Origin of the sequence: Saccharomonospora xinjiangensis XJ-54 (assembly GCF_000258175.1) — a bacterium.
Taxonomy (GTDB): domain Bacteria; phylum Actinomycetota; class Actinomycetes; order Mycobacteriales; family Pseudonocardiaceae; genus Saccharomonospora; species Saccharomonospora xinjiangensis.
Genome location: NZ_JH636049.1, coordinates 3,722,016 through 3,741,768, shown reverse-complemented (window position 1 = coordinate 3,741,768; position 19,753 = coordinate 3,722,016). Strand labels below are relative to the sequence as shown.

General features: G+C 68.6%; 14 protein-coding genes. 5 read left to right on the top strand and 9 right to left on the bottom strand.

Annotation, left to right across the window (positions count from 1 at the left end):
• Positions 1–68: 68 nt before the first annotated feature.
• The 3 genes from mraY to SACXIDRAFT_RS16955 all read right to left on the bottom strand — a co-directional run bounded on the left by mraY (position 69) and on the right by SACXIDRAFT_RS16955 (position 4,277).
• Complete coding sequence (gene mraY, locus SACXIDRAFT_RS16965) at positions 69–1,154, bottom strand: phospho-N-acetylmuramoyl-pentapeptide-transferase (protein ID WP_006239846.1); 1,086 nt, start codon at positions 1,152–1,154, stop codon at positions 69–71.
• 67 nt (positions 1,155–1,221) lie between these two features.
• Positions 1,222–2,685, bottom strand: a complete 1,464-nt coding sequence (locus SACXIDRAFT_RS16960) for a UDP-N-acetylmuramoyl-tripeptide--D-alanyl-D-alanine ligase (RefSeq protein WP_006239844.1) — start codon at positions 2,683–2,685, stop codon at positions 1,222–1,224.
• Positions 2,682–4,277 (bottom strand): UDP-N-acetylmuramoyl-L-alanyl-D-glutamate--2,6-diaminopimelate ligase, encoded by a 1,596-nt coding sequence (locus tag SACXIDRAFT_RS16955; RefSeq protein ID WP_006239843.1) that lies wholly within the window; start codon positions 4,275–4,277, stop codon positions 2,682–2,684. Before SACXIDRAFT_RS16955 ends, SACXIDRAFT_RS16960 begins: the two co-directional genes overlap by 4 nt.
• Positions 4,278–4,503: 226 nt before the next feature.
• Between SACXIDRAFT_RS16955 and SACXIDRAFT_RS16950 the strand changes: the two genes are divergently transcribed.
• Positions 4,504–5,673 carry a hypothetical protein gene (locus SACXIDRAFT_RS16950; RefSeq protein ID WP_040922736.1) on the top strand — a complete coding sequence of 390 codons (1,170 nt, stop codon included), beginning with the start codon at positions 4,504–4,506 and terminating at the stop codon, positions 5,671–5,673.
• Here the strand turns inward: SACXIDRAFT_RS16950 and SACXIDRAFT_RS16945 are convergent.
• The 3 genes from SACXIDRAFT_RS16945 to SACXIDRAFT_RS16935 are packed head-to-tail and all read right to left on the bottom strand — an operon-like array spanning position 5,646 to position 10,516.
• Positions 5,646–8,423 carry a bifunctional acetate--CoA ligase family protein/GNAT family N-acetyltransferase gene (locus SACXIDRAFT_RS16945; RefSeq protein ID WP_006239841.1) on the bottom strand — a complete coding sequence of 926 codons (2,778 nt, stop codon included), beginning with the start codon at positions 8,421–8,423 and terminating at the stop codon, positions 5,646–5,648. The two genes, SACXIDRAFT_RS16950 and SACXIDRAFT_RS16945, sit on opposite strands and share 28 nt — an antisense overlap.
• 10 nt (positions 8,424–8,433) lie before the next feature.
• On the bottom strand, positions 8,434–9,615 hold the full coding sequence (locus SACXIDRAFT_RS16940; protein WP_006239840.1) for an acetoin utilization protein AcuC: 1,182 nt from the start codon (positions 9,613–9,615) through the stop codon (positions 8,434–8,436).
• Between the two features lie 49 nt (positions 9,616–9,664).
• Positions 9,665–10,516: a sulfurtransferase gene (locus SACXIDRAFT_RS16935; RefSeq protein ID WP_006239839.1), complete on the bottom strand. Its 852-nt coding sequence runs from the start codon at positions 10,514–10,516 to the stop codon at positions 9,665–9,667.
• Positions 10,517–10,619: 103 nt separating this feature from the next.
• On the opposite strand from SACXIDRAFT_RS16935, the gene SACXIDRAFT_RS16930 reads away from it, so the two are divergent.
• The 3 genes from SACXIDRAFT_RS16930 to galE all read left to right on the top strand — a co-directional run bounded on the left by SACXIDRAFT_RS16930 (position 10,620) and on the right by galE (position 13,655).
• On the top strand, positions 10,620–11,327 hold the full coding sequence (locus SACXIDRAFT_RS16930; RefSeq protein ID WP_006239838.1) for an iron-dependent transcriptional repressor DtxR: 708 nt from the start codon (positions 10,620–10,622) through the stop codon (positions 11,325–11,327).
• Positions 11,328–11,361: 34 nt separating this feature from the next.
• Positions 11,362–12,555, top strand: a complete 1,194-nt coding sequence (gene galK / locus SACXIDRAFT_RS16925; protein WP_006239837.1) for a galactokinase — start codon at positions 11,362–11,364, stop codon at positions 12,553–12,555.
• Positions 12,556–12,656: 101 nt separating this feature from the next.
• Positions 12,657–13,655, top strand: coding sequence for a UDP-glucose 4-epimerase GalE (gene galE / locus SACXIDRAFT_RS16920; protein WP_006239836.1), 999 nt, complete (start codon positions 12,657–12,659; stop codon positions 13,653–13,655).
• On the opposite strand, the gene SACXIDRAFT_RS16915 is transcribed toward galE, so the two are convergent.
• Entirely contained in the window at positions 13,627–14,772 is a 1,146-nt protein-coding gene (locus SACXIDRAFT_RS16915) for a DUF4192 domain-containing protein (RefSeq protein ID WP_006239835.1), read from the bottom strand. The genes galE and SACXIDRAFT_RS16915 overlap by 29 nt on opposite strands.
• Before the next feature lie 145 nt (positions 14,773–14,917).
• Positions 14,918–16,732, bottom strand: a complete 1,815-nt coding sequence (locus SACXIDRAFT_RS16910) for a Xaa-Pro dipeptidyl-peptidase (RefSeq protein WP_006239833.1) — start codon at positions 16,730–16,732, stop codon at positions 14,918–14,920.
• Positions 16,733–16,944: 212 nt separating this feature from the next.
• On the opposite strand from SACXIDRAFT_RS16910, the gene SACXIDRAFT_RS16905 reads away from it, so the two are divergent.
• Positions 16,945–19,014 (top strand): prolyl oligopeptidase family serine peptidase, encoded by a 2,070-nt coding sequence (locus SACXIDRAFT_RS16905; RefSeq protein WP_006239832.1) that lies wholly within the window; start codon positions 16,945–16,947, stop codon positions 19,012–19,014.
• On the opposite strand, the gene SACXIDRAFT_RS16900 is transcribed toward SACXIDRAFT_RS16905, so the two are convergent.
• On the bottom strand, positions 18,968–19,741 hold the full coding sequence (locus SACXIDRAFT_RS16900; protein ID WP_006239831.1) for an SDR family oxidoreductase: 774 nt from the start codon (positions 19,739–19,741) through the stop codon (positions 18,968–18,970). The two genes, SACXIDRAFT_RS16905 and SACXIDRAFT_RS16900, sit on opposite strands and share 47 nt — an antisense overlap.
• Positions 19,742–19,753: the final 12 nt, after the last annotated feature.

Genomic DNA, 19,753 nt, shown 5'->3' with positions numbered 1-19,753 from the left:
GGAGATGCCGCCACTCTCAGGACACCGACAACGCCGAGAACGCCGGACGCCGGGATTCATGGCTCGACTCATCCTCCTCCGAGGCCGAGCTGCTCGCTGTAGAACAGCCCGAGCCCGAACATGCAGCATGTGGCCGCCAGCAACCAGAACCGGATGATGACGGTCGTCTCGGCCCAGCCTGCCAGCTCGAAGTGATGATGGAACGGCGCCATGCGGAACAACCGCTTGCGGGTGGTGCGGAACACCGCGATCTGGAGCACCACCGAGATCATCTCGACGACGAAGAGACCACCGATGACGATCGCGAGCAACTCGGTGCGGGTCGTCATCGACAACCCCGCGACGAGACCACCGAGGGCGAGCGAGCCCGTGTCACCCATGAAGATCTTCGCGGGCGCGGCGTTCCACCAGAGGAAGCCGACACAGGCCCCCGTCGCTGCCGCCGCCACCACGGCGAGGTCCAGCGGGTCGCGCACGTTGTAGCACGCGGGCTGGAACGCCTCGACACAGCTCAGCCTCGCCTGCCAGAACGAGATCACCACGTAGGTGGCGAGCACCATCGCACCGGCGCCCCCCGCGAGGCCGTCGAGACCGTCGGTGAAGTTCACCGCGTTCGACCACGCCGAAACCAGCAGGTAGCAGAACAGCACGAAGATGGGGATGGGGAAGAAGATGAGTTCGATGTCCCTGGCGTAGGACAGGTTCTGCGACGCGGGCGTCAGCCCGTTCGCGTCGGGAAACTGGAGCACCAGGATCGCGAAGGCCACCGCGACCACGAGCTGCCCGACGAGCTTCGCCGTCTTGTTGAGCCCGAGGTTGCGCTGCTTGCGGATCTTGATGAAGTCGTCGAGGAACCCGACCATGCCGAGCCCCACGGACAGGAACAGCACGAGCAGGGCCGACGCGGTAGGGCCCTCGTTGCTCGAACCGCGCCAGTAATCGACGAGGTGGGCGACGAAGTACCCGACCACCATCGCCACGATGATCGCGACACCACCCATGGTGGGCGTGCCTCGTTTGGACTTGTGGCCCTCCGGGCCCTCCTCCCTGATCTCCTGCCCGAAACCCTGCTTCGAGAAGAACCGGATGAGATACGGCGTGAGCAGGATGGAGACTCCCAGTCCCACGGAGGCCGCGATCAAGATACTGATCACGCTTCCGTCCTCCCGGTGCCCCGGCCTCGCTCAACCATGTCAGTTGTGTGTCTCGGTGCGTCGTGACTCACGCGCGCCCGTCCTCCTCCAACAGCGCGTCGGCCACCTTCCACAGCTGGGCGACCTTCGATGCCTTCACAAGAACAACGTCGTCGGGCCGCAGTTCCGCGCGCAGCAGCGCGATCGCGGCTTCGGTGTCCGGTACCAGGACCGACTCCTCTCCCCAAGAACCTTCGTGGCTCGCCCCGTGGTGCATGGCGGCTGCCTGCTCTCCCACCACGACGAGCCGGTTGATGTTCAACCGGACGGCGAGCCTGCCGATCTCGTCGTGCGCGGACACGCTATCGGCCCCCAGTTCGCCCATGACACCGAGGACCGCCCAAGATCGTCTGGCCGAGGTCATGGACGCGAGCGTCTTCAGCGCGGCCCGCATCGACTCGGGGTTGGCGTTGTAGGAGTCGTTGAGGACGACGACGCCGTCGGCGCGGGTGGTGACCTCCATACGGCGGTCGGAACGCCGGGTGGCCGCGCTCAGCCGTACCGCCACGTCGGCGAGCGGCGTGCCGAGTTCGAGAGCGACGGCAGCCGCCGCGAGGGCGTTACCGATGTGGTGCTCACCGACGAGCCGCAGCGTCACACGTGCCCTCTCGTCACCCGCGACGAGGTCGAACGAGGCGTGCGCGTGCTCGTCGAGCCGGATGTTCTCGGCCCGGACGTCGGCGTCGGCCGCCTCCCCGACCCGCACGACTCGCGCGCTGGTCCGAGACGCCATCGCCGACACGAGAGGATCGTCGGCGTTGAGGATGGCGACGCCGTCGGCGGGCAGCGCCTCGACGAGCTCGCCCTTGGTCTGCGCGATGCCCTCGCGGGAACCGAACTCACCGACGTGAGCACTGCCGACGTTGAGCACCACCCCGATACGGGGCGGAGCCACAGCGGCGAGCTCGGCGATGTGTCCCGGCCCTCTCGCCGACAACTCCAGCACGAGGTGCTTTGTCGTCCGATCGGCGCGGAGCGCGGTCCACGGATGTCCCAGTTCGTTGTTGAACGACCCCGGCGGCGCGACGGTCGGCCCGAGTGGTTCGAGCAGTTGCGCGATCAGATCCTTGGTTGACGTCTTGCCCGACGAACCGGTGACGCCGACGACAGCGAGCCCCGACCGCGACAGCCGGGTGACCACGTGCCGCGCGAGCGCGGCGAGCGCCGCCAGTACGGCGGCCCCTGAACCGTCCGTGTCGCCGGTCAGCGCGACGGAACGCTCGTGTGCCTTACCCGGCGGCAGCGGCGGGACGACGACCGAGGGTGCGTCCACCTCACGCGCCGCGAGCACACCGACCGCCCCCGCGGCCACCGCGGACACGGCGAAGTCGTGGCCGTCGGCACGCTCGCCGGGCAGGGCGACGAACAGTCCACCTTCGGTGAGCTTGCGCGAGTCGAACTCGACGGTGCCGGTGACTCGTTCCGTGCCGTCGGCGCCGTGCAGGCGCCCCCCGACCACCTCGGCGATCTCGGCGAGAGTGAGTTCGATCATTCCGTGACACCCAGCCTTTCGCGAATGGCGGCTTCCAACTCGTCGCGGTCGGAGAACGGGTGCACAACACCCGCGATCTCCTGGCCGCTCTCGTGACCCTTGCCCGCGACGAGCACGACATCACCCTGCTGCGCCCGCTCGACCGCTGTGGCGATGGCCGCGCGCCGGTCGCCGATCTCCATGACCTCGCACCCCTCCGAGGGGCCGACGGCGCGAGCCCCGGCCAGCATCGCCTCGCGGATGGCCGAGGGGTCCTCGCTACGAGGGTTGTCGTCGGTGACGATCACAAGGTCGCTTCCCCGCACGGCTGCCTCGCCCATCATGGGGCGTTTGGCCGTGTCCCGATCGCCACCGCAACCCAGGACCGTGATGATGCGGCCCCGCGTTCGGGCCCGCAGTGCCTGCAACGCCTGTGTGACGGCGGCCGGTTTGTGGGCGTAATCGACGACGGCCGTGAACGGCTGACCGAGGTAGACCCGCTCCATCCGCCCCGGCACCTCCACCGTGGCGAGCCCGGCGACGATGTGGTCGAGACCGACACCCACCGTGTCGAGGACGGCTGCGGCGAGGACGGCGTTGGCGACGTTGAATTCCCCCGGCAGCGGCAACGTCGCCTTCGCGCTGCGGCCGTCGGGTGCGTGCAGCGTGAACGACTGCTTCCCCGTGCCGGTGAGCGAGATGTCCGTCGCCCGCCACGCCGCGTCGCTGTCGGTCTCCGTGGACACTGTCACCGTCTGCGGGGTCACCAGCGCCTGTCCCCACGCGCTGTCCACGACCACGACCTCGTGCGTCGAACGGCCGTCGAAGAGCAGGGACTTGGCGGAGAAGTAGTCCTCCATGTCGCGGTGGAAGTCGAGGTGATCCTGAGAGAGATTCGTAAAAGCTCCGACGGCGAACCGGGTGCCGTTGACCCGGCCCAGTGCGAGAGCGTGGCTGGAGACCTCCATGGCGACATGCGTCACCCCGCGCTCCACCATCACGGCGAACAGTGCCTGGAGGTCCGGTGCCTCCGGTGTGGTGAACGCGCTCGCCAGGCGTTCGGTGCCGATCCGGGTCTCCACCGTGCCGATGAGCCCAGTGTGGTAGCCAGCCGCTCGAAGACCCGACTCGACGAGGTAGCTGGTGGTGGTCTTGCCCGAGGTGCCCGTGATGCCCAAGACCGACAACGCCAGTGACGGCTCCCCGTAGATCCACGCCGCCACGGCACCGAGCACACCACGGGGGTCGGGGTGCACGAGCACAGGAAGCCCGGCCTCCTGCACGGCAGGCCGCCCTGCGCCCTCCTCGTCGGTGAGGATCGCCACCGCACCACCGGCGACGGCGTCGGCGGCGAAGTCCGCACCGTGTGCCCGTGCACCCGGCAGCGCCGCGAACAGATCGCCGGGAAGCACCTGCTGGGCCCGCAACGTGGCCCCGGTGACGGCCACGGTCTCCACAACCGCGGGGTCGGCGATGAGCCGTGCGTCCGCCCTCGCCACGAGTGTCGTCAGCGGAACCGGTTCGATCCGATCCGGGCGAGGTGGCGCCACCACGACCCTGGCCTGTTTGTCCTGGTGTGATCGTTCCCGGGCGAGCACCTCATCGTTGTTCACAGACACGCGGGAAGGTTACCGGCGAGGTCGGCGAGCCGCTGAGCCGCCCGCACCGCCGTGTGCACCGTCCGCGCGTGATGCCGTGCCCTCCGAAACGCCTGCTGCGGCGATCAGCACGAACCCTGATACCACGGTCTGCCCCGAAACGGCGAACATCGTCAGACATCTCTGACAATTTTTTACCGGCTACTCGTTAAAGCCAGTGATCTTCCCCTACCGTGCCCCCATGAGCCGTCGTGGAATCGTCTCCGCACTGTTCGCCGTCGCCGCCGCTCTCACGACCGTGACCGCCGTCAACTCGCCACCGGCGTCCGCCGACCCCACCGCCCTTCCCGCCTCGCACTTCCGTCTCTCGGAAGGCCCGTACAACCCTGTCATCGCCCGACTGGACACCCTGCTGCCCGAAGCGTCGATGTCGGAGGTGCTCGCCAGCGCCAACCGCACGGCGTCACCGTGCTCGTCCGGCGCCCACCACCAGATGGCGGCGTTCTGCTGGAACTCGGGGGACAACGGTACGACCGACTGGTATCCCCAGGGCATCACCTCCACCGCCGACGCCTACGGCAAGGGCACCTACGAAGGCGAGACCGCCCTGTTCGTGAGCTGGTACTACCGCCACGACAACCCGAACAAGGGCGTCCGGATCTCCTTCGTGGACTACTCCTCGCCGAGCACGCCCACCTACCGGCACGTCTTGCTCGTCGAGCCGTACACCGACTCCGCGGGCAAACCGAACTTCCGCCCCGTCACCGTGCACGCCGGCGGCATCTTCACCTACGGCTACTTCCTCTACGTGGCCGACACGTGGGGCGGGTTCAGGGCGTTCGACCTCCGTCACATCTGGCGTGTCTCCACCGGTGACAGCGGCCGCATCGGCCGCCAGTCCGACGGCACCTACCACGCCTTCAACTACCGCTACGTTGTACCGCAGGCCCACACGTTCACGGCCTCCACGACAAACGGCACCGCACGCCTTCGCTACTCGTCGGCGTCGCTCGACAGAACAAGCACTCCCGACAGCGTCATCGTTCCCGAGTACAACGCCGACGGCACCGGCACCAGGGTCGTGCGCTTCCCCATCGACTACACCGACCGCAAGTTCAAGGAGTCGTCCGACGGCTACACCCATGCCACCGAGGCGTACCGGGTCGATATCCCCAGTATGCAGGGCGCCACGGCGATCAACGGCAAGTTCTTCGTCTCCGCGAGCGCAGGCTCGGGCAGCCGGGGTTCGATCTACACCTTCACCTCCGGCAGCGGACCGGTCAAACACGCCGGTGCCCAGCCCGTCGGCCCTGAGGACCTGTCGTACTGGGGTCCTCGCGGTCAGCTGTGGGGCCTTGCCGAATACCCGGACCGCCGTTCCGTCTACGCCATGAATCCTTCGGGATTCTGAACCGGCTCGCCCACATCCGCCGGTGTCGTGATCTGCCGAAGCCGTCGCGGTCCGGTGTCGGGCCGCGACGGAGGAGGGCCGAGCACGACCCTCGCGTTGGTGACGAACGCGCCCTCCGGTGAGGCGAGCACAGGATCGAGCGCCAACGACCGCACCTCGGGATGATCCTCCGCGAGCGCGGCGACTCGCAGCACCAAATCCTCCAGCGCGGCGAGATCGGCTGGTTCGTCACCCCGGTAGCCGGTGAGCAGCGGCGCCGTTCGCGGTTCCCTCACCAGCGTCGCCGCGTCCACGTCGGTCAACGGCACAGCGCGGAAAGCCTGGTCGCCGAGCAGGATGCTGACCACGCCGGACAGTCCGAAGGACACGAGCGTGCCGAACGAGGGGTCGTCCCGCAGGCCGATGGCGCAGGACACCCCCTTCGGCGCCATTCGCTGCACGTACACCTCGTCCCGGCCCGACGTGGCGCGCAGGTCCTGGTACGCCATCCGCACCGACTCCGCCGTCGGCAGGTCGAGCCGTACCCCGGCCAGGTCGGGGCGGTCGCGGAGACCATCGTCGTACGCCTTGAGCGTCACGGGAAGGCCCAGCTCCCCCGCCGCGGCCACCGCTTCGTCCACATCGGACACAACCCGGAACGGCACGATGTCGATGCCGTAACAGCCGAGCAGCCGCACCACGTCGTCCACGTGCAACTCGACGCTGCGTTCCGCCGTGAGGTCCCGCACGAGGCCACTGGCCCGCTCGACGTGCAACCCATCGGGACGCACCACGCTGCCCTGCGGTCGCCGCCGCCACTCGGCGTAGCGCACCACCCTCGCCAGCGCGTTGACCGCTCGTTCCGGACTCGGGTACGACGGGATGGACCCGAACGCCACGGTGCCGTCCGCGTCCGTGACGGCCAACTCGTCCGGCACGCCCTCCGCCGCGAGGAACGTCGAGACGATCGGCTTGTCCGGTGTGGTGGGAGTGGCGAGCACCGTCTCCCTCAGCGCACGCGCGTACGCGGTGCCCGGAGTGGCCACCGGTGGCACGAACACCACGACGAGCGCGTCCACCTCCGGCGAGGCCAGCGCCTCACCCACCGCGGCAGCGAACGTCTCCGGCGACGCCTGCGAACCGATGTCCACCGGCTCGATACCGAGGCTCAGGCCCTGCGCCTTCGCCGTGTCGGCAGCGAGGAGCGCGATCGCCGACGAGTTACCGACGATCCCGATCCTCGCCCCCGCGGGCAACGGCTGGTTCGCGAACACCAGGGCCGTGTCGAACAACTGCGCCAGCGTGTCCACACGCACGACACCGGCCTGCTCGAACAGAGCCTGCACACTCGACTCGTCGATCTCGGTCGAGGTCGCGGCCAGTTGCGGCCGAACCGCGTGCCTGCCCGACTTCACAGCCACCACCGGTTTGGTCCTGGCGAGCCTGCGCGCCAGCCGCGCGAACTTCCGTGGGTTGCCGAACGACTCCAGGTACAGCAGCACCACATCGGTGTGCGGGTCGGTCTCCCAATACTGCAAGAGGTCGTTGCCCGAGACATCGGCGCGGTTGCCCGCGGAGACGAAGGTCGAAAGACCGAGTCCTCTCGCCTCAGCGTCGGCGAGGATCGCGATGCCCAGCGCGCCAGACTGGCAGAAGAAACCCGTCCTGCCACGCCGGGGCAGCTTCGGCGCGAGCGTGGCGTTCAGCCGCACCTTCGGGTCGGTGTTGAGCACCCCGAGCGCGTTCGGTCCCACGACCCGCATCCCGTGTGCCCTCGCCTCGCCGACCAGCCGCAGCTCGGCGTGCAGTCCGTGCGGCCCCGACTCGGCGAATCCCGCCGAGACGATCACCAGCGCCTGCACACCCTTCGCCAGCGCACCGTCGAGCACCGACTCCACCTGGCCTGCGGGAACGGCCACCACAGCCAGATCCACCGGGTCGGGGATCTCCAGCACCGACTTGTACGCCCGCACGCCACGCACCGAGACGTGTTCGGGGTTGACGGGGTAGACCGGCCCCGCGAAATCCGCGGCGAGGAGGTTCGACAACACCGCGTAGCCGATCTTCGTGGAGTCCGTGGAGGCACCGATCACCGCCACCGAGCGCGGATGCAACAGGTTGTGCACGCTGCGGGCCTCCGCGGCCTGCTCGCGCGCCCGCGCCACGGCCAGCGACTCCTCGGTGGGATCGATGTCGAACTCCAGATGCAGCAGTCCCTCCTCGAAGGCCCTGCTCACCTGGTAACCGGCGTCGCGGAACACCCGCGTCATCGCCGTGTTCTCGGCGAGCACCTCCGCGACGAACCGGCGCAGACCACACTCCGACGCGGCTGCGGCGAGGTGTTCGAGCAGGATCGAACCAAGGCCACGGCCCTGATGTGCGTCGTCAACCACGAACGCCACCTCGGCCGAGTCCCTGTCGAGCCGCTCGTAGCGCCCGACCGCCACGATGTCGTCACCGAGCAACGCCACGAACGCCACCCTGTCGTGGTGGTCAACCGTCGTGAACCGCTTCAGATCGCGGGCGGGAATCCTCGGATACGCCCCGAAGTACCGCAGGTAGCGAGTGCGTTCGGACAACCGCGCGTGCAGGGCGACGATGCGATCGGCGTCCGTGGGAACGATCGGCCGCACATGCACGGTCCTGCCGTCCACCAGCACGACATCCGCTTCCCAGCGCCGTGGGTAGTCGAACGGATCACGGTGCTGGGCATCGGTGCCGTTCGCACCGCCGGAGACGTCATCCTGGCCATCCTGGCCGCCCTGGCCCATCGGTTCCACCTCAGTCCCTCGGGTCGTCGGGGTCGAGCCCGTGCAAGGGAAACACCGCACGGCGAGTGTCCCGGACGGCGATGTCCACGGGATCGTCCATGCCGTCGCCCCAACGCGAGAACGACGGCTCGGCGCCGTCCTGGCCGTCGGTCATGCGGGCAGGCACCTCCGCCTTCGGCGCCATCGCGAGCACCTGCTCCGTCCACGCCCTCGGCAGCGGGGTCGTCGGGTCCACGTCGCGATCCAACACCGTCGCCAGCAGGTGTGTCCACGACCGCGGTACCACCCGGATCAACTGGTAGCCGCCACCACCGACGGCGAGCCACCTGCCCTCCGCGAACGTGTCCGCGAACTCGCGCAACGTGCGGTAGATCGCCCGATGGCCGTCCACGGTCAGCGACAGGTCCGCCAGCGGGTCCTCCACGTGCGAATCGACACCGCACTGCGTCACGAGGATCTGGGGCCGGAACGCGGCCAGCACCGACGGCACCACCGCGTGGAAGGCGCGGAACCACCCCGCGTCCTTCGTCGCGGGCGGCAGCGGCAGGTTCACAGCCCTTCCACCGGCAGCACCCTCGCCGATCTCCCCCGCGTACCCGGTGCCGGGAAACAACGTGAACGGATGCTGATGCAGCGAGATCGTCAGCACACGCGGATCGGAGTAAAATGCGGCCTGCACACCGTCACCGTGATGCACGTCCGTATCGACGTAGGCGATCCGATCGAAACCGTGGTCGAGCAACCACGAGATCGCCACCACGCAGTCGTTGTACACACAGAAACCCGACGCGCGGTCGCCCATAGCGTGATGCAACCCGCCCGCGATGTTCACTGCCCGAAGCGCCCTGCCCTCCGCGATCCGGCGCGCTCCGAGAAGCGTGGACCCGACCACGAGCGCCGACGCCTCGTGCATGTCGGTGAACACAGGGTTGTCCGGCGTGCCGAGCCCGTGTCCCACGTCCCAACCCGCCATCGGCGCCTGCCTGACAGCCTCGACGTACTCCGCCGTGTGAGCCCGGTACAGCTGCTCGGCCACGGCCGGTTCGGGAACGAGGAAAGGCACGTCCTCGAGCACCCCGAGCGCCGTGGCGAGGCGGATGGTGAGATCGAGGCGAACCGGGTTGAACGGATGGTCGTCGCCCAGGTTGTAGGCGAGGAGAGCGGGATCCCAGACAACGGCCGGACTCGACATGACACCCGAGCTTAAGGCGTCACGTCGGCCGGTGCCCCCGTTGCGGCGCTCAGCCGGGATCGGGGCCGGTCGCCGCGGGCCTTCCGGGATCGGCCACCCAGTTCGACCACGATCCCGCGTACAGCGCCGCAGGCCGGTCCTGATCCCTCAGCCCGGAAAGTTCGAGCGCCAGCACCACCGAGCACGCGGTGACACCCGACCCGCAGTAGGCGCCGACCGGCGTGCCGGGGCCGACACCGAGTCCGGCGAAGTGCCGCGCGAGTTCCTCCGGTGATCGCCAGCGCCCGTCCTCACCAGCATGCGCGGTGAACGGGGAGTTCACAGCTCCGGGCACATGCCCCGGCCTGGGGTCCACCGGCTCCGTCTCCCCCGTGTACCGCTGCGGCGCGCGGGCGTCCAGCAGCACACCGTGCCTGGCGAGCTCGGCCGCACCGTCCGCGTCGAGTACAGGCAGCGCTGCAGGTCGCACCACCAGGTCTCCCCGCACGGGCTCCGGCACGGTACGGGTGACCGGACGCCCCTCCGCCAGCCACGCGGCGAAGCCTCCGTCGAGCACCGCGACCTGCCGGTGTCCCGACCAGCGGAGCAGCCACCACGCCCTCGCCGCGACCGAACCGTCTGCGTCGTCGTAGACGATCACGGGCTTCGACTCGCCGACCCCTGCGGCACGCAAGGTGCGTTGCAGCGCTTCGGGCTCGGGCAGCGGATGCCTTCCTCCTGGTCCCGGCTCACTCGCCAGGTCCGTGTCCACATCGAGGAACACCGCGCCCGGCACGTGTGCCTCGGCATAGGACTCGCGTCCAGGAGGGCCGGTGAGCCGCCAGCGGACGTCGAGCACCGTCGGAGGTGTACCGGTGGCCAAGAGGTCCGCGAGGTCGGAGGTCGAGATGACGGGTCGCATGTACCCATCCTGCCCGCAGCCCGCGCCAGGGGCGTCGGTGACGCGTGCCCTCGGTGTCAGGACCAGCCACTACCATGAGTAAGGGCGAACAAAGGGGACAGGCGTGAATGATCTCATCGATACCACCGAGATGTACTTGCGCACCATCTACGAGCTCGAAGAGGAAGGTGTCGTCCCACTTCGGGCGCGGATCGCGGAGCGGCTGCACCAGAGCGGGCCGACGGTGAGCCAGACGGTGGCGCGCATGGAGCGAGACGGCCTCGTGGTCGTCGCCGACGACCGGCATCTCAAGCTCACCGACCACGGGCGCGAGCTGGCGGTCGCCGTCATGCGGAAACACCGGCTCGCCGAGCGGCTGCTCGTGGATGTGATCGGACTGGAGTGGGAGCACGTCCACAACGAGGCGTGCCGGTGGGAGCACGTCATGAGTGAGGCCGTGGAGCGCAAGCTCATCAAGCTGCTCAACAATCCCACCACCTCTCCGTACGGCAATCCGATTCCCGGACTCGACAAGCTCGACGCCGCCAGTGAGCCTGCTCCACCTGCCGAAGCCGACCTTGTCCGCCTCGACGAGGTCGCGAAGGCCGGCGGCGGCAAGGTCGAGATCCGGCGTATCGCCGAGCACGTCCAGCTCGACGAACGGCTGATGGGACAGCTCCGTTCGGTCGGTATCGTGCCAGGGCGGACGGTCACGATCGGCAAGGCCGCGAACGGCGACTCGACCGTCGAGGTGTCCGACGATTCCGGCACCACCATCACGGCGAGCATTCCGACCTCGGCACTACACGCGGTACTCGCACAAGCGCGGTGACGACGGCCTCCCAGGCTCCTGTCACGGGAAACCGGTGAGCAGGCTCCCCGCAACGGAGGTGAAGGACGCCGCGCGGCTCGCCGCGGCGTCCTTCACCTCCGTACACGGACGGCCACCACAGGGGGTGTGGTCAGCCCCGGGACGCGTCAACCTTGTCGGTGAGCACACCGACTACAACGGCGGCTGCGTCCTGCCGTTCGCGCTTCCGCATCGCACGGCGGTCGCCGTCGCACCACGTGGTGACCGGCTGCTCACCATCGCCACCCTGGGCTCCGACGGTCGCGTTCAGCGCGCGGAACCGGTGGAGTTGCGGCACCTTCGTCCTGGCCGCCCTTCCGGATGGGCCGCCTACGTCGCCGGGGTGGTGTGGGTACTGCGCGATCACGGGATCGAGTTGGGTGCCGATCTCGTTGTCGCCACCGACGTGCCCGCAGGTGCCGGCCTCGCGTCGTCTGCGGCACTGGAATGCGCCACGGCTCTCGCCCTGCTGGGCGTGGCGGAACGGCCTAGCCCCGACGACGCACAACGCGCCACGATCGCCCGTTGGGCGCAGCGTGCCGAGAACGACTTCGTCGGTGTGCCCACCGGTGTGCTCGACCAGATGGCCTCCCTGTGCTGTATCGCCGACCACGTGTTGTTCTTCGATGTGTCCACCGACCACCGCGAGCAGGTGCCCTTCGCCGCGGAAGCCGCGAATCTCGCCGTACTGGTGATCGACACCCGGGTGCGGCACCGCAACAGCGATTCCGGCTACGCCGACCGGCGTCGCGCCACTGACAACGCCGCCCGCCTCCTCGGCCTCGGCTCCCTCGGCGAACTCACCCCCACCGATCTCGCCGACGCCCTCATCGCGGTTCCGCGACAACTGCGCCCGCTGGTGCACCACGTCGTGACCGAGAACGCTCGCGTGCTCGACGTGGTGCGGCTGCTACGCCAGCACCGCTACGCGGACATCGGCCCTCTCCTCGACGCCTCCCACGACAGCCTCCGCGACGACTACCGGGTCTCCTCCCCAGAACTCGACCTCGCCGTGCATCTGGCCCGCTCGGCAGGCGCACTCGGAGCGCGGATGACCGGAGCCGGTTTTGGCGGCTCGGCCATCGCGCTGGTTCACACCGAAGCCCTTCCCCGCGTCGCCTCCGCGATACGCCGTGGTTTCCGCTCGGCACGACTCCGAACGCCGCGCCTGTTCACAGCCGTGCCGTCGCAGGGAGCAGGCCGGGGCTGACGCGCACGCCGACCCCGCTCTCCGGACTGGTCCCCGAGAGGTGCACACTGTCGCCTCGTACCACTGAAACGTTCTTCCCATCCGAGAAAGGGCCCGCACGAATGCCCACCGACACCACGACGTCGAGCACGCCCATGAAACTCGTTGTCACGGGCGGAGCAGGCTACATCGGAAGTGTGTGCACGGCCCGGCTACTCGAGGCGGGACACGAGGTCACCGTGGTCGATGACCTGTCCACCGGCCACGCCGACGCGATTCCCGAAGGCGCGCGCTTCGTCCAGGGTGACGCGGCCGAGGTCGCGGGAACGCTTCTGGCAGAAGGGTTCGACGGGGTTCTGCACTTCGCCGCCAAGAGCCTGGTAGGCGAGTCCATGCAGGACCCGGGAACCTACTGGCGCGGCAACGTTTTGACCTCCCTCCGGTTGCTGGACGCCATGCGGACGCACGGTGTTCCGCGCCTGGTGTTCTCCTCGACAGCCGCGACCTATGGCGAGCCGGAGACCACGCCGATACCGGAAATCGCGCCGACGTCGCCCACCAACACCTACGGCGCCACCAAACTCGCCATCGACCACGCCATCACGAGCTACGCCCGTGCGCACGGCCTCGCTGCGGTGAGCCTGCGCTACTTCAACGTCGCGGGCGCCTACGGCAACTACGGCGAACGGCACACCACCGAGACGCACCTCATTCCGCTGATCCTCCAGGTCGCCACCGGAGACCGCGCCCAGGTGCAGATCTACGGTAACGACTACCCGACCGAGGACGGAACGGCGATCCGTGACTACATCCACGTGGTCGATCTCGCCGACGCTCACTTGCTCGCTCTGGGACACGCGAACCCTGGGGAGCACGAGATCTTCAACCTGGGCAACGGCACCGGCTTCTCAGTCCGGCAGGTGATCGACGCTTGCCGCGAGGTCACCGGGCACGAGATCCCCGCCGTGGTGGCACAGCGCCGCGCAGGGGACCCGGCCGTGCTCGTGGCCGCCAGCGACAAGGCACAGGACAAGCTCGGCTGGAAACCGCAGCACACCGACCTTTCCGGCATTGTCAGCGACGCTTGGGCGTTCACCCAGCGCCGTCAGGAGGCTCGGTAGGCGGTCTTGCCGGAGAGTTCGGCGAGGGCCGGTCCGGCGGTTTCCCCGCATCGGGATCGTCGTCCGGAGCTGTCCAGATCGGCCCCGCTTCGCACGAACTCGCCAGGCCAACGAGTCTCTTCGGCGGCACACCGTGTTCGAGTGCCTTCCTGAGCAGTTCGGACAGTATGTGACCCGGGTCTGCCTGCTGGGCAGCGTCGAGAGCCATGCCGGCGAGCGCACCCTCTCCGCGCACGTAAGCCGAGTACGCCAGCAAGGTCGCGGGTTCGGCGCGTTCAGGAGCAGGCGTGTGCTTGGTGAGCAGGAGCCAGAGACGTTCGGCGGTCATCGCGCGTCCGCTGCCGACAGGCAGGGCGGTAGCCAAGCACGCATCCCTGATCTGTGGCAACGAAAGGGCGACTGCCAGTTCGACCACCTCGGTGTCGGAGAGGTGCAGCGTTTCCTTCCACACGCGCGCGAGCACTGTGCGGACCGCGGCCCTGCCTCGTCGCAGTGATGTCGTGTCGTCGCGTAATCCGTCGGCCGTGCGGTGGCTCAGCATGGCGGCCCTGCGCGCGAGCACGTCGGCCGCCACGGGTTGAAGCTGCCTTTCCATGGCGGCCCTGCTGCTGTGGGTGACGAGACCCGCGTGAGCGCTGACGGCCGCCATCACCGTGCTTGCCGGATCGGGAAGATGACCGGCGCAACAGGCGTCCTCGTAACATCGCCACGGCGCTCCCGCGCTGATGCGAGGTGTCCACAGGGCATGCAGAACCCGCAACCCGGCCTTCCCGAACACCTCGCCGACGGCGGCGACGACGGCCGTGGCCGGTGGAACAGCGGAGCCTGCGCTCCGAAGTCCACCCACGACGGCCACGGTGACGGCGACCGACTCACGAGCCAGCGGGCCGAGAAGCTGCCGCGCCAAGGCCGTTTCACTTCCGGGTGGCGGCAGGTCGGCCCGCACGATGTTGCCGATTCGCGTGCCCTCGGTGCCCCGGTGCCCCACCAGCAACACCGAGTCGCTGGGTTCGAAACCCAGCAGGTGCGGCGTTGCCGCGAGCAAGTCGCCGGGATCACGCAGATCGACCTTGGCGGTGTTGGCGGGCCTGGAATCCGTTGTGGGAGAAGGTGTCATGGGTCCACGATGGACCGGGAAAGCCGCGGTGCGAAGGGGTGGGCGGTGGCTGTGGACTACGAGGGCCGGTTGTCCACAGCCGGGGCGGAGGGGCCTCGCTGACGCGGGGAGTGTCGGGGGAGTGTGGTAAGTGCTCGCGCCACCCTCAGGACACCGGAAACGCTCGTCGAATCGTCTCGGACCCGCCCACGACCGGCACGGTCACCGTCGAACGACCCACGTCGAGACCGACTCCGGTACCAGGGGTGGGACGCAGGGTGAAGTCGTGGTCGCTCGAGACGAGGACGAATTCGAGGCGGTGCCCTTCCTGGACGATGTAGTCCTGCGGCTGAAGCTCGAAGGACACCTGGTACGGCACCCCGGGACGCAATGCCTTGGTGCGGGACGCGCCGTGCCTGTTCTGCGGGTCGATCCACCCACGGGTGATCACGTGGGAGCTGCCGTCCTGAGCGCGGTCCACGAGAACCGCGGTCACGTTGGCGGCGGGACGGTCGAACACCATCCGCAACGTCACCGACGGTGTGCCGCTGATCCTCACCGGAACGCTCGCCGCTTCGGTGCTGTAGGACAGCCGGTGCTCCGACGCCGGCGCGTTCACCAGGTCCTCGACCTTCTTCGTTGCGTCGTCCGTGAGCCACTCGACGACGGGCCTGCCAGGCGAACGATGGACGCCGAGCGCACCTCGTTCTCCCCCGCCGGGACCGAGGCGCAACGTGGCGTCCTCCGTCCCGGGAGCGGGCCAGTCGGCCTCCCTGGTCCACGAGCCGTCCTCGCGCTGGACCGTGGCCCTCGGTTCGGTCTCGACACCGTTGTCGATGCCGTAGAGGTAGTGGCTGAACCAGCGGTTCAGCGTGGTCAGCCACTCCTCCTTGCGCAGGGAGTACGGATCTGCGTGACCGGACTGGTGCAGCCAGATGCTGCGTTCCACACCGTGCTCGGCCAGCGCGTCCCACCACTCGGCGACCTGGCTGACCGTGACGTTCCAGTCGGAGAGACCGTGCACGGCGAGTACCGACGCCTTCACGTTGCCGACGTCGTCGAGATAGTTCCGTTCGTGCCAGAAGTCGCTGTAGTCGCCGGTGAGCCGGTCCTGTTCCTGCTCGAGACGGTCGATGACGGGACGGCAGATCTCCTGATCCGCCCGCGTGTAGACGTACTCGGCGAGTACGTCGGCATCCTCACCCTGGAAACCGCCGGGAGCCACGACGGCACCGTTCTCCCTGTAGTAGTCGTACCAGTTCGAGATGGCCGCGATCGGCACGATGGTCTCCAGGCCCTCGACGCCCGTCGTCGCGACGGCGTTGGGGAGGGTGCCGTTGTACGAGACCCCCATCATCGCGGTCCGCCCCGTCGTCCAGCCTGCGTTCACCCGCCTTCCCTCGGCGTCGCGCGCCCCGGCACGCCCGTTCAGCCAGTCGATCACCGACGTGGCGCCGAGCGTCTCGTTCTCGCCGCCTGTGGTGGGACACCCTGTGGACCGCCCTGTCCCGAGCGACTCGGCGTAGACGACGGCGAAACCACGGGCGAGGAAGTAGTCCTGGTATCGCCACGTGATCTCGCCGAGCGGCTTGCCCGGCACGTACAGTTCGCGATCGACGTTGTGGTTGGTGATCGGGTTGCCGCCCGCGTAGTAGGGGCTCGCCTGGTACACCACCGGGACGCGAAGACCGTTTTCGGTGGCGCGCGGACGGACGACCTCGACGTGCACGACGTCCTCGACGCCGTCGTGATCGCTGTCCACCCCGGCTTCGACCCAGACGTCCTCTCTCACGACGTCGGCCGGGTCGTACACAGGCTGGGCCTGCCCGTCGGCGAACACCGGTTGCGGCACCTCGTCCGCCGTCGCGCTCACGGCGACGAGCGGCAACGACACGGCGACAGCGGCCAGGACGATCGACACCCGCTTGACTCTCACGAAGCCCCCAGATCGGACGGCGGCGACAAGAATGGTGTTGACCATTGCCGTGAGCCCCGCCACTGTCAAGCGTGGATCGGCACGACCCGACGAACGGCGGGGACCACATCCCGGGAGAGCACACTCGGCACCGCCTGTGGAGAGCCCTACTCCTCCGAAAGGGTGGTTTTCTCTCAGTGCTGGACAACTCTCGGTGACTCACCGTGGCGTCGTTGTCGCCGTCCCGGTGGCCGCGTCCGGCTGGCAGACTGGCCGGCATGGACGAGTTTGATCCGAGCGTTGGGCCCGACCCGCACCGCTGGCTGGAAGACGTCACCGGCGAGGACGTGCTCGACTGGGTACGGGGACACAACGCCGCGACGGTCGCCCGCTACGCGGCGGGAGAGCGTTTCGAGCGTATCCGGGACGAACTGCGCGAGGTGCTCGACGCCGACACCCGGATTCCCTACGTCCGTCGCCGAGGTGCTCACCTCTACAACTTCTGGCGCGACGCAAGGCACCCGCGTGGCCTGTGGCGGCGCACCACACTCGACTCCTACCGCACGGCGGATCCGGAGTGGGAGATCCTGCTCGACATCGACGCACTCGCGGCCGAGGAGTCGGAGAACTGGGTTTGGCAGGGCGCGACCGTTCTACGGCCCGGGTTTCACAGGTGCCTCGTCGAACTCTCCCGGGGTGGGGCCGACGCCACCGTGGTCCGGGAGTTCGATCTCGAACGGCGCGTCTTCGTTGACGACGGCTTCACCCTGCCCGAGGCGAAGAGCTCCGTGTGCTGGATCGACGAGGACCGGATCTACGTCGGCACCGACTTCGGCGAGGGCAGCCTCACCACGTCCGGCTATCCGCGGCTGGTGAAGGAGTGGAGGCGCGGAACTCCGCTCGAGGAAGCCACACTGGTGTTCGAGGGCAAGCCCGACGACGTGTCGGTGCACGCCGTCCACGACCCCACGGAGGGCTGGGAGCGCGACCTCGTCAGCAGGGCGATCGACTTCTACCGCTCCGAGGCGCACCTGCGCACCACCGACGGTCTCGTACGAATCGATGTACCCGACGACGCGAGCGTGTCGGCGCACCGGCAGTGGCTGCTCATTCGCACGCGCAGCCCGTGGACGGTCGAAGGCAGCCACTATCCCGCAGGGGCGTTGCTCGGAATCGAGTTGGACGCCTTCCTTGCCGGAGACCGCAGCCTGACCGTTCTGTTCGAGCCCGACGCGCACACCTCGCTCGACTACTACGCCTGGACCCGCGATCACCTCCTGCTCGGCACACTCGTCGATGTCAAGACCCGGCTCAGGGTGCTCACACCAGGGCCGCAGGGCTGGCACGACGAACCGCTGACCGGTCTCGCCGACGTGGGGGCCGTGGACCTCGTTGCCACAGACCCTTACGACAGCGACGAGTTCTTCGTCGAGGCCACCGGCTACACCGATCCGCCCGCATTGCTGCGTGGCGAGGTGGGTTCCTCCGTCGAGACGGTCAAGCGCACTCCCGCGTTCTTCGACGCCGATTCACTCGACGTGACACAGCACTTCGCCACCTCGGAAGACGGAACGCGAATCCCTTACTTCGTCGTCGGGCCGAAGGATCGAGGCACCGTCACGCCGACCCTGCTCACCGGCTACGGCGGGTTCGAGGTGTCGCTGACTCCGTCCTACAGCGGCGTCATCGGCCGAGGCTGGCTCGCCCGTGGTGGCACCTACGTGGTGGCGAACCTCCGTGGCGGCGGCGAGTACGGGCCGGACTGGCACAACCAGGTGGTCAAGACCAACCGGCTCAAGGTCTACGAGGACTTCGCCGCGGTGGCGCGCGACGTGGTGGCCAGGGGCATCACAACACCGGAGCTGCTCGGTGTGCAGGGCGGCAGCAACGGCGGGCTGCTCACCGGTGTCATGCTCACGCGGTACCCGGAGCTGGTGGGCGCCGTGGTCAGTCAGGTACCGCTGCTCGACATGCGCCGCTATCACCAACTGCTGGCAGGGGCGTCGTGGATGGCGGAGTACGGCGACCCCGACGACCCCGAGGAATGGGCGTACCTGAGCCGTTACTCGCCGTATCACAACGTCCACAGTGGCCGGACTTATCCGCCGACGCTGTTCGTCACGTCCACGAGGGACGACCGCGTGCATCCCGCACACGCGCGCAAGATGATGGCCAGGATGCACGCGGACGACCACGACGTGGCCTATTACGAGAACCTCGAGGGCGGGCACGGCGCGGCGGCCGACAACGCGCAGCTGGCCTTCATGTGGGCTCTCGTGTTCGAGTTCCTGTGGCAACGGCTCAGCGACGAGTCCGAACCCACGCGTCGAGGTGGTCCTGGTACGTGATCGTGCCGGTGGCGTCGCCCGGCGCGAGATGGTGTCCGGCGTGGTATCCCGCGAATACCGACCCGAACAGCCTGACCGCTCTGACACGGCGGCGCCTGCCGATCGCCGCGACGTAGCTCCTCGCCAGAGCGGGCAGGGTCGTAATCTCCGGCCCGCCGAGGTCGGGAACCCTGCCTGCCGGACGCGCGGCGGCCAGTGCGGCCAGCCGCGCGCCCACCTCCTCCGCCGCAACGGGTTGCACAGGAATGTCGGGAACGAGCACCAGCGGCGGGCGGGTCAGCCCTGAGAGCAGCCGTGTGACCAGCTCGTGGAACTGCGTCGCGCGCAGGATGGTCCACGGGACACCGCTGTTCTCGACCAGCTTCTCGGTGGCGAGTTTGGCCCGGTAATACGGAAGCGGTATCCGGTCGATGCCGACGATGGAGATGGAGACGACGTGCCCGCAGCCCACGCGTCGAGCACCGGCCAGTACCCGCCTGCCCAGCTCGGTCTCCCCGCCGCGAACGCCGGTGAAGCTGGTCGCGCAGTGCACGACCGCGTCAGGTCCGTGGAAGGCGGCTTCCAAGTCGGCGGGTGAGCCGTAGTCGAGTCGCACCGTCCGGACACGTCCGTGCACGGACGACGTCGAGCGGCTCGTCACGACGACATCGTGGTGAGCGGCCACCAGCGCGTTCACCACGGCCCTGCCGGCCGTTCCGGTACCTCCCGTGACGACGACCGTGCTCATCGGCGCTCCCGT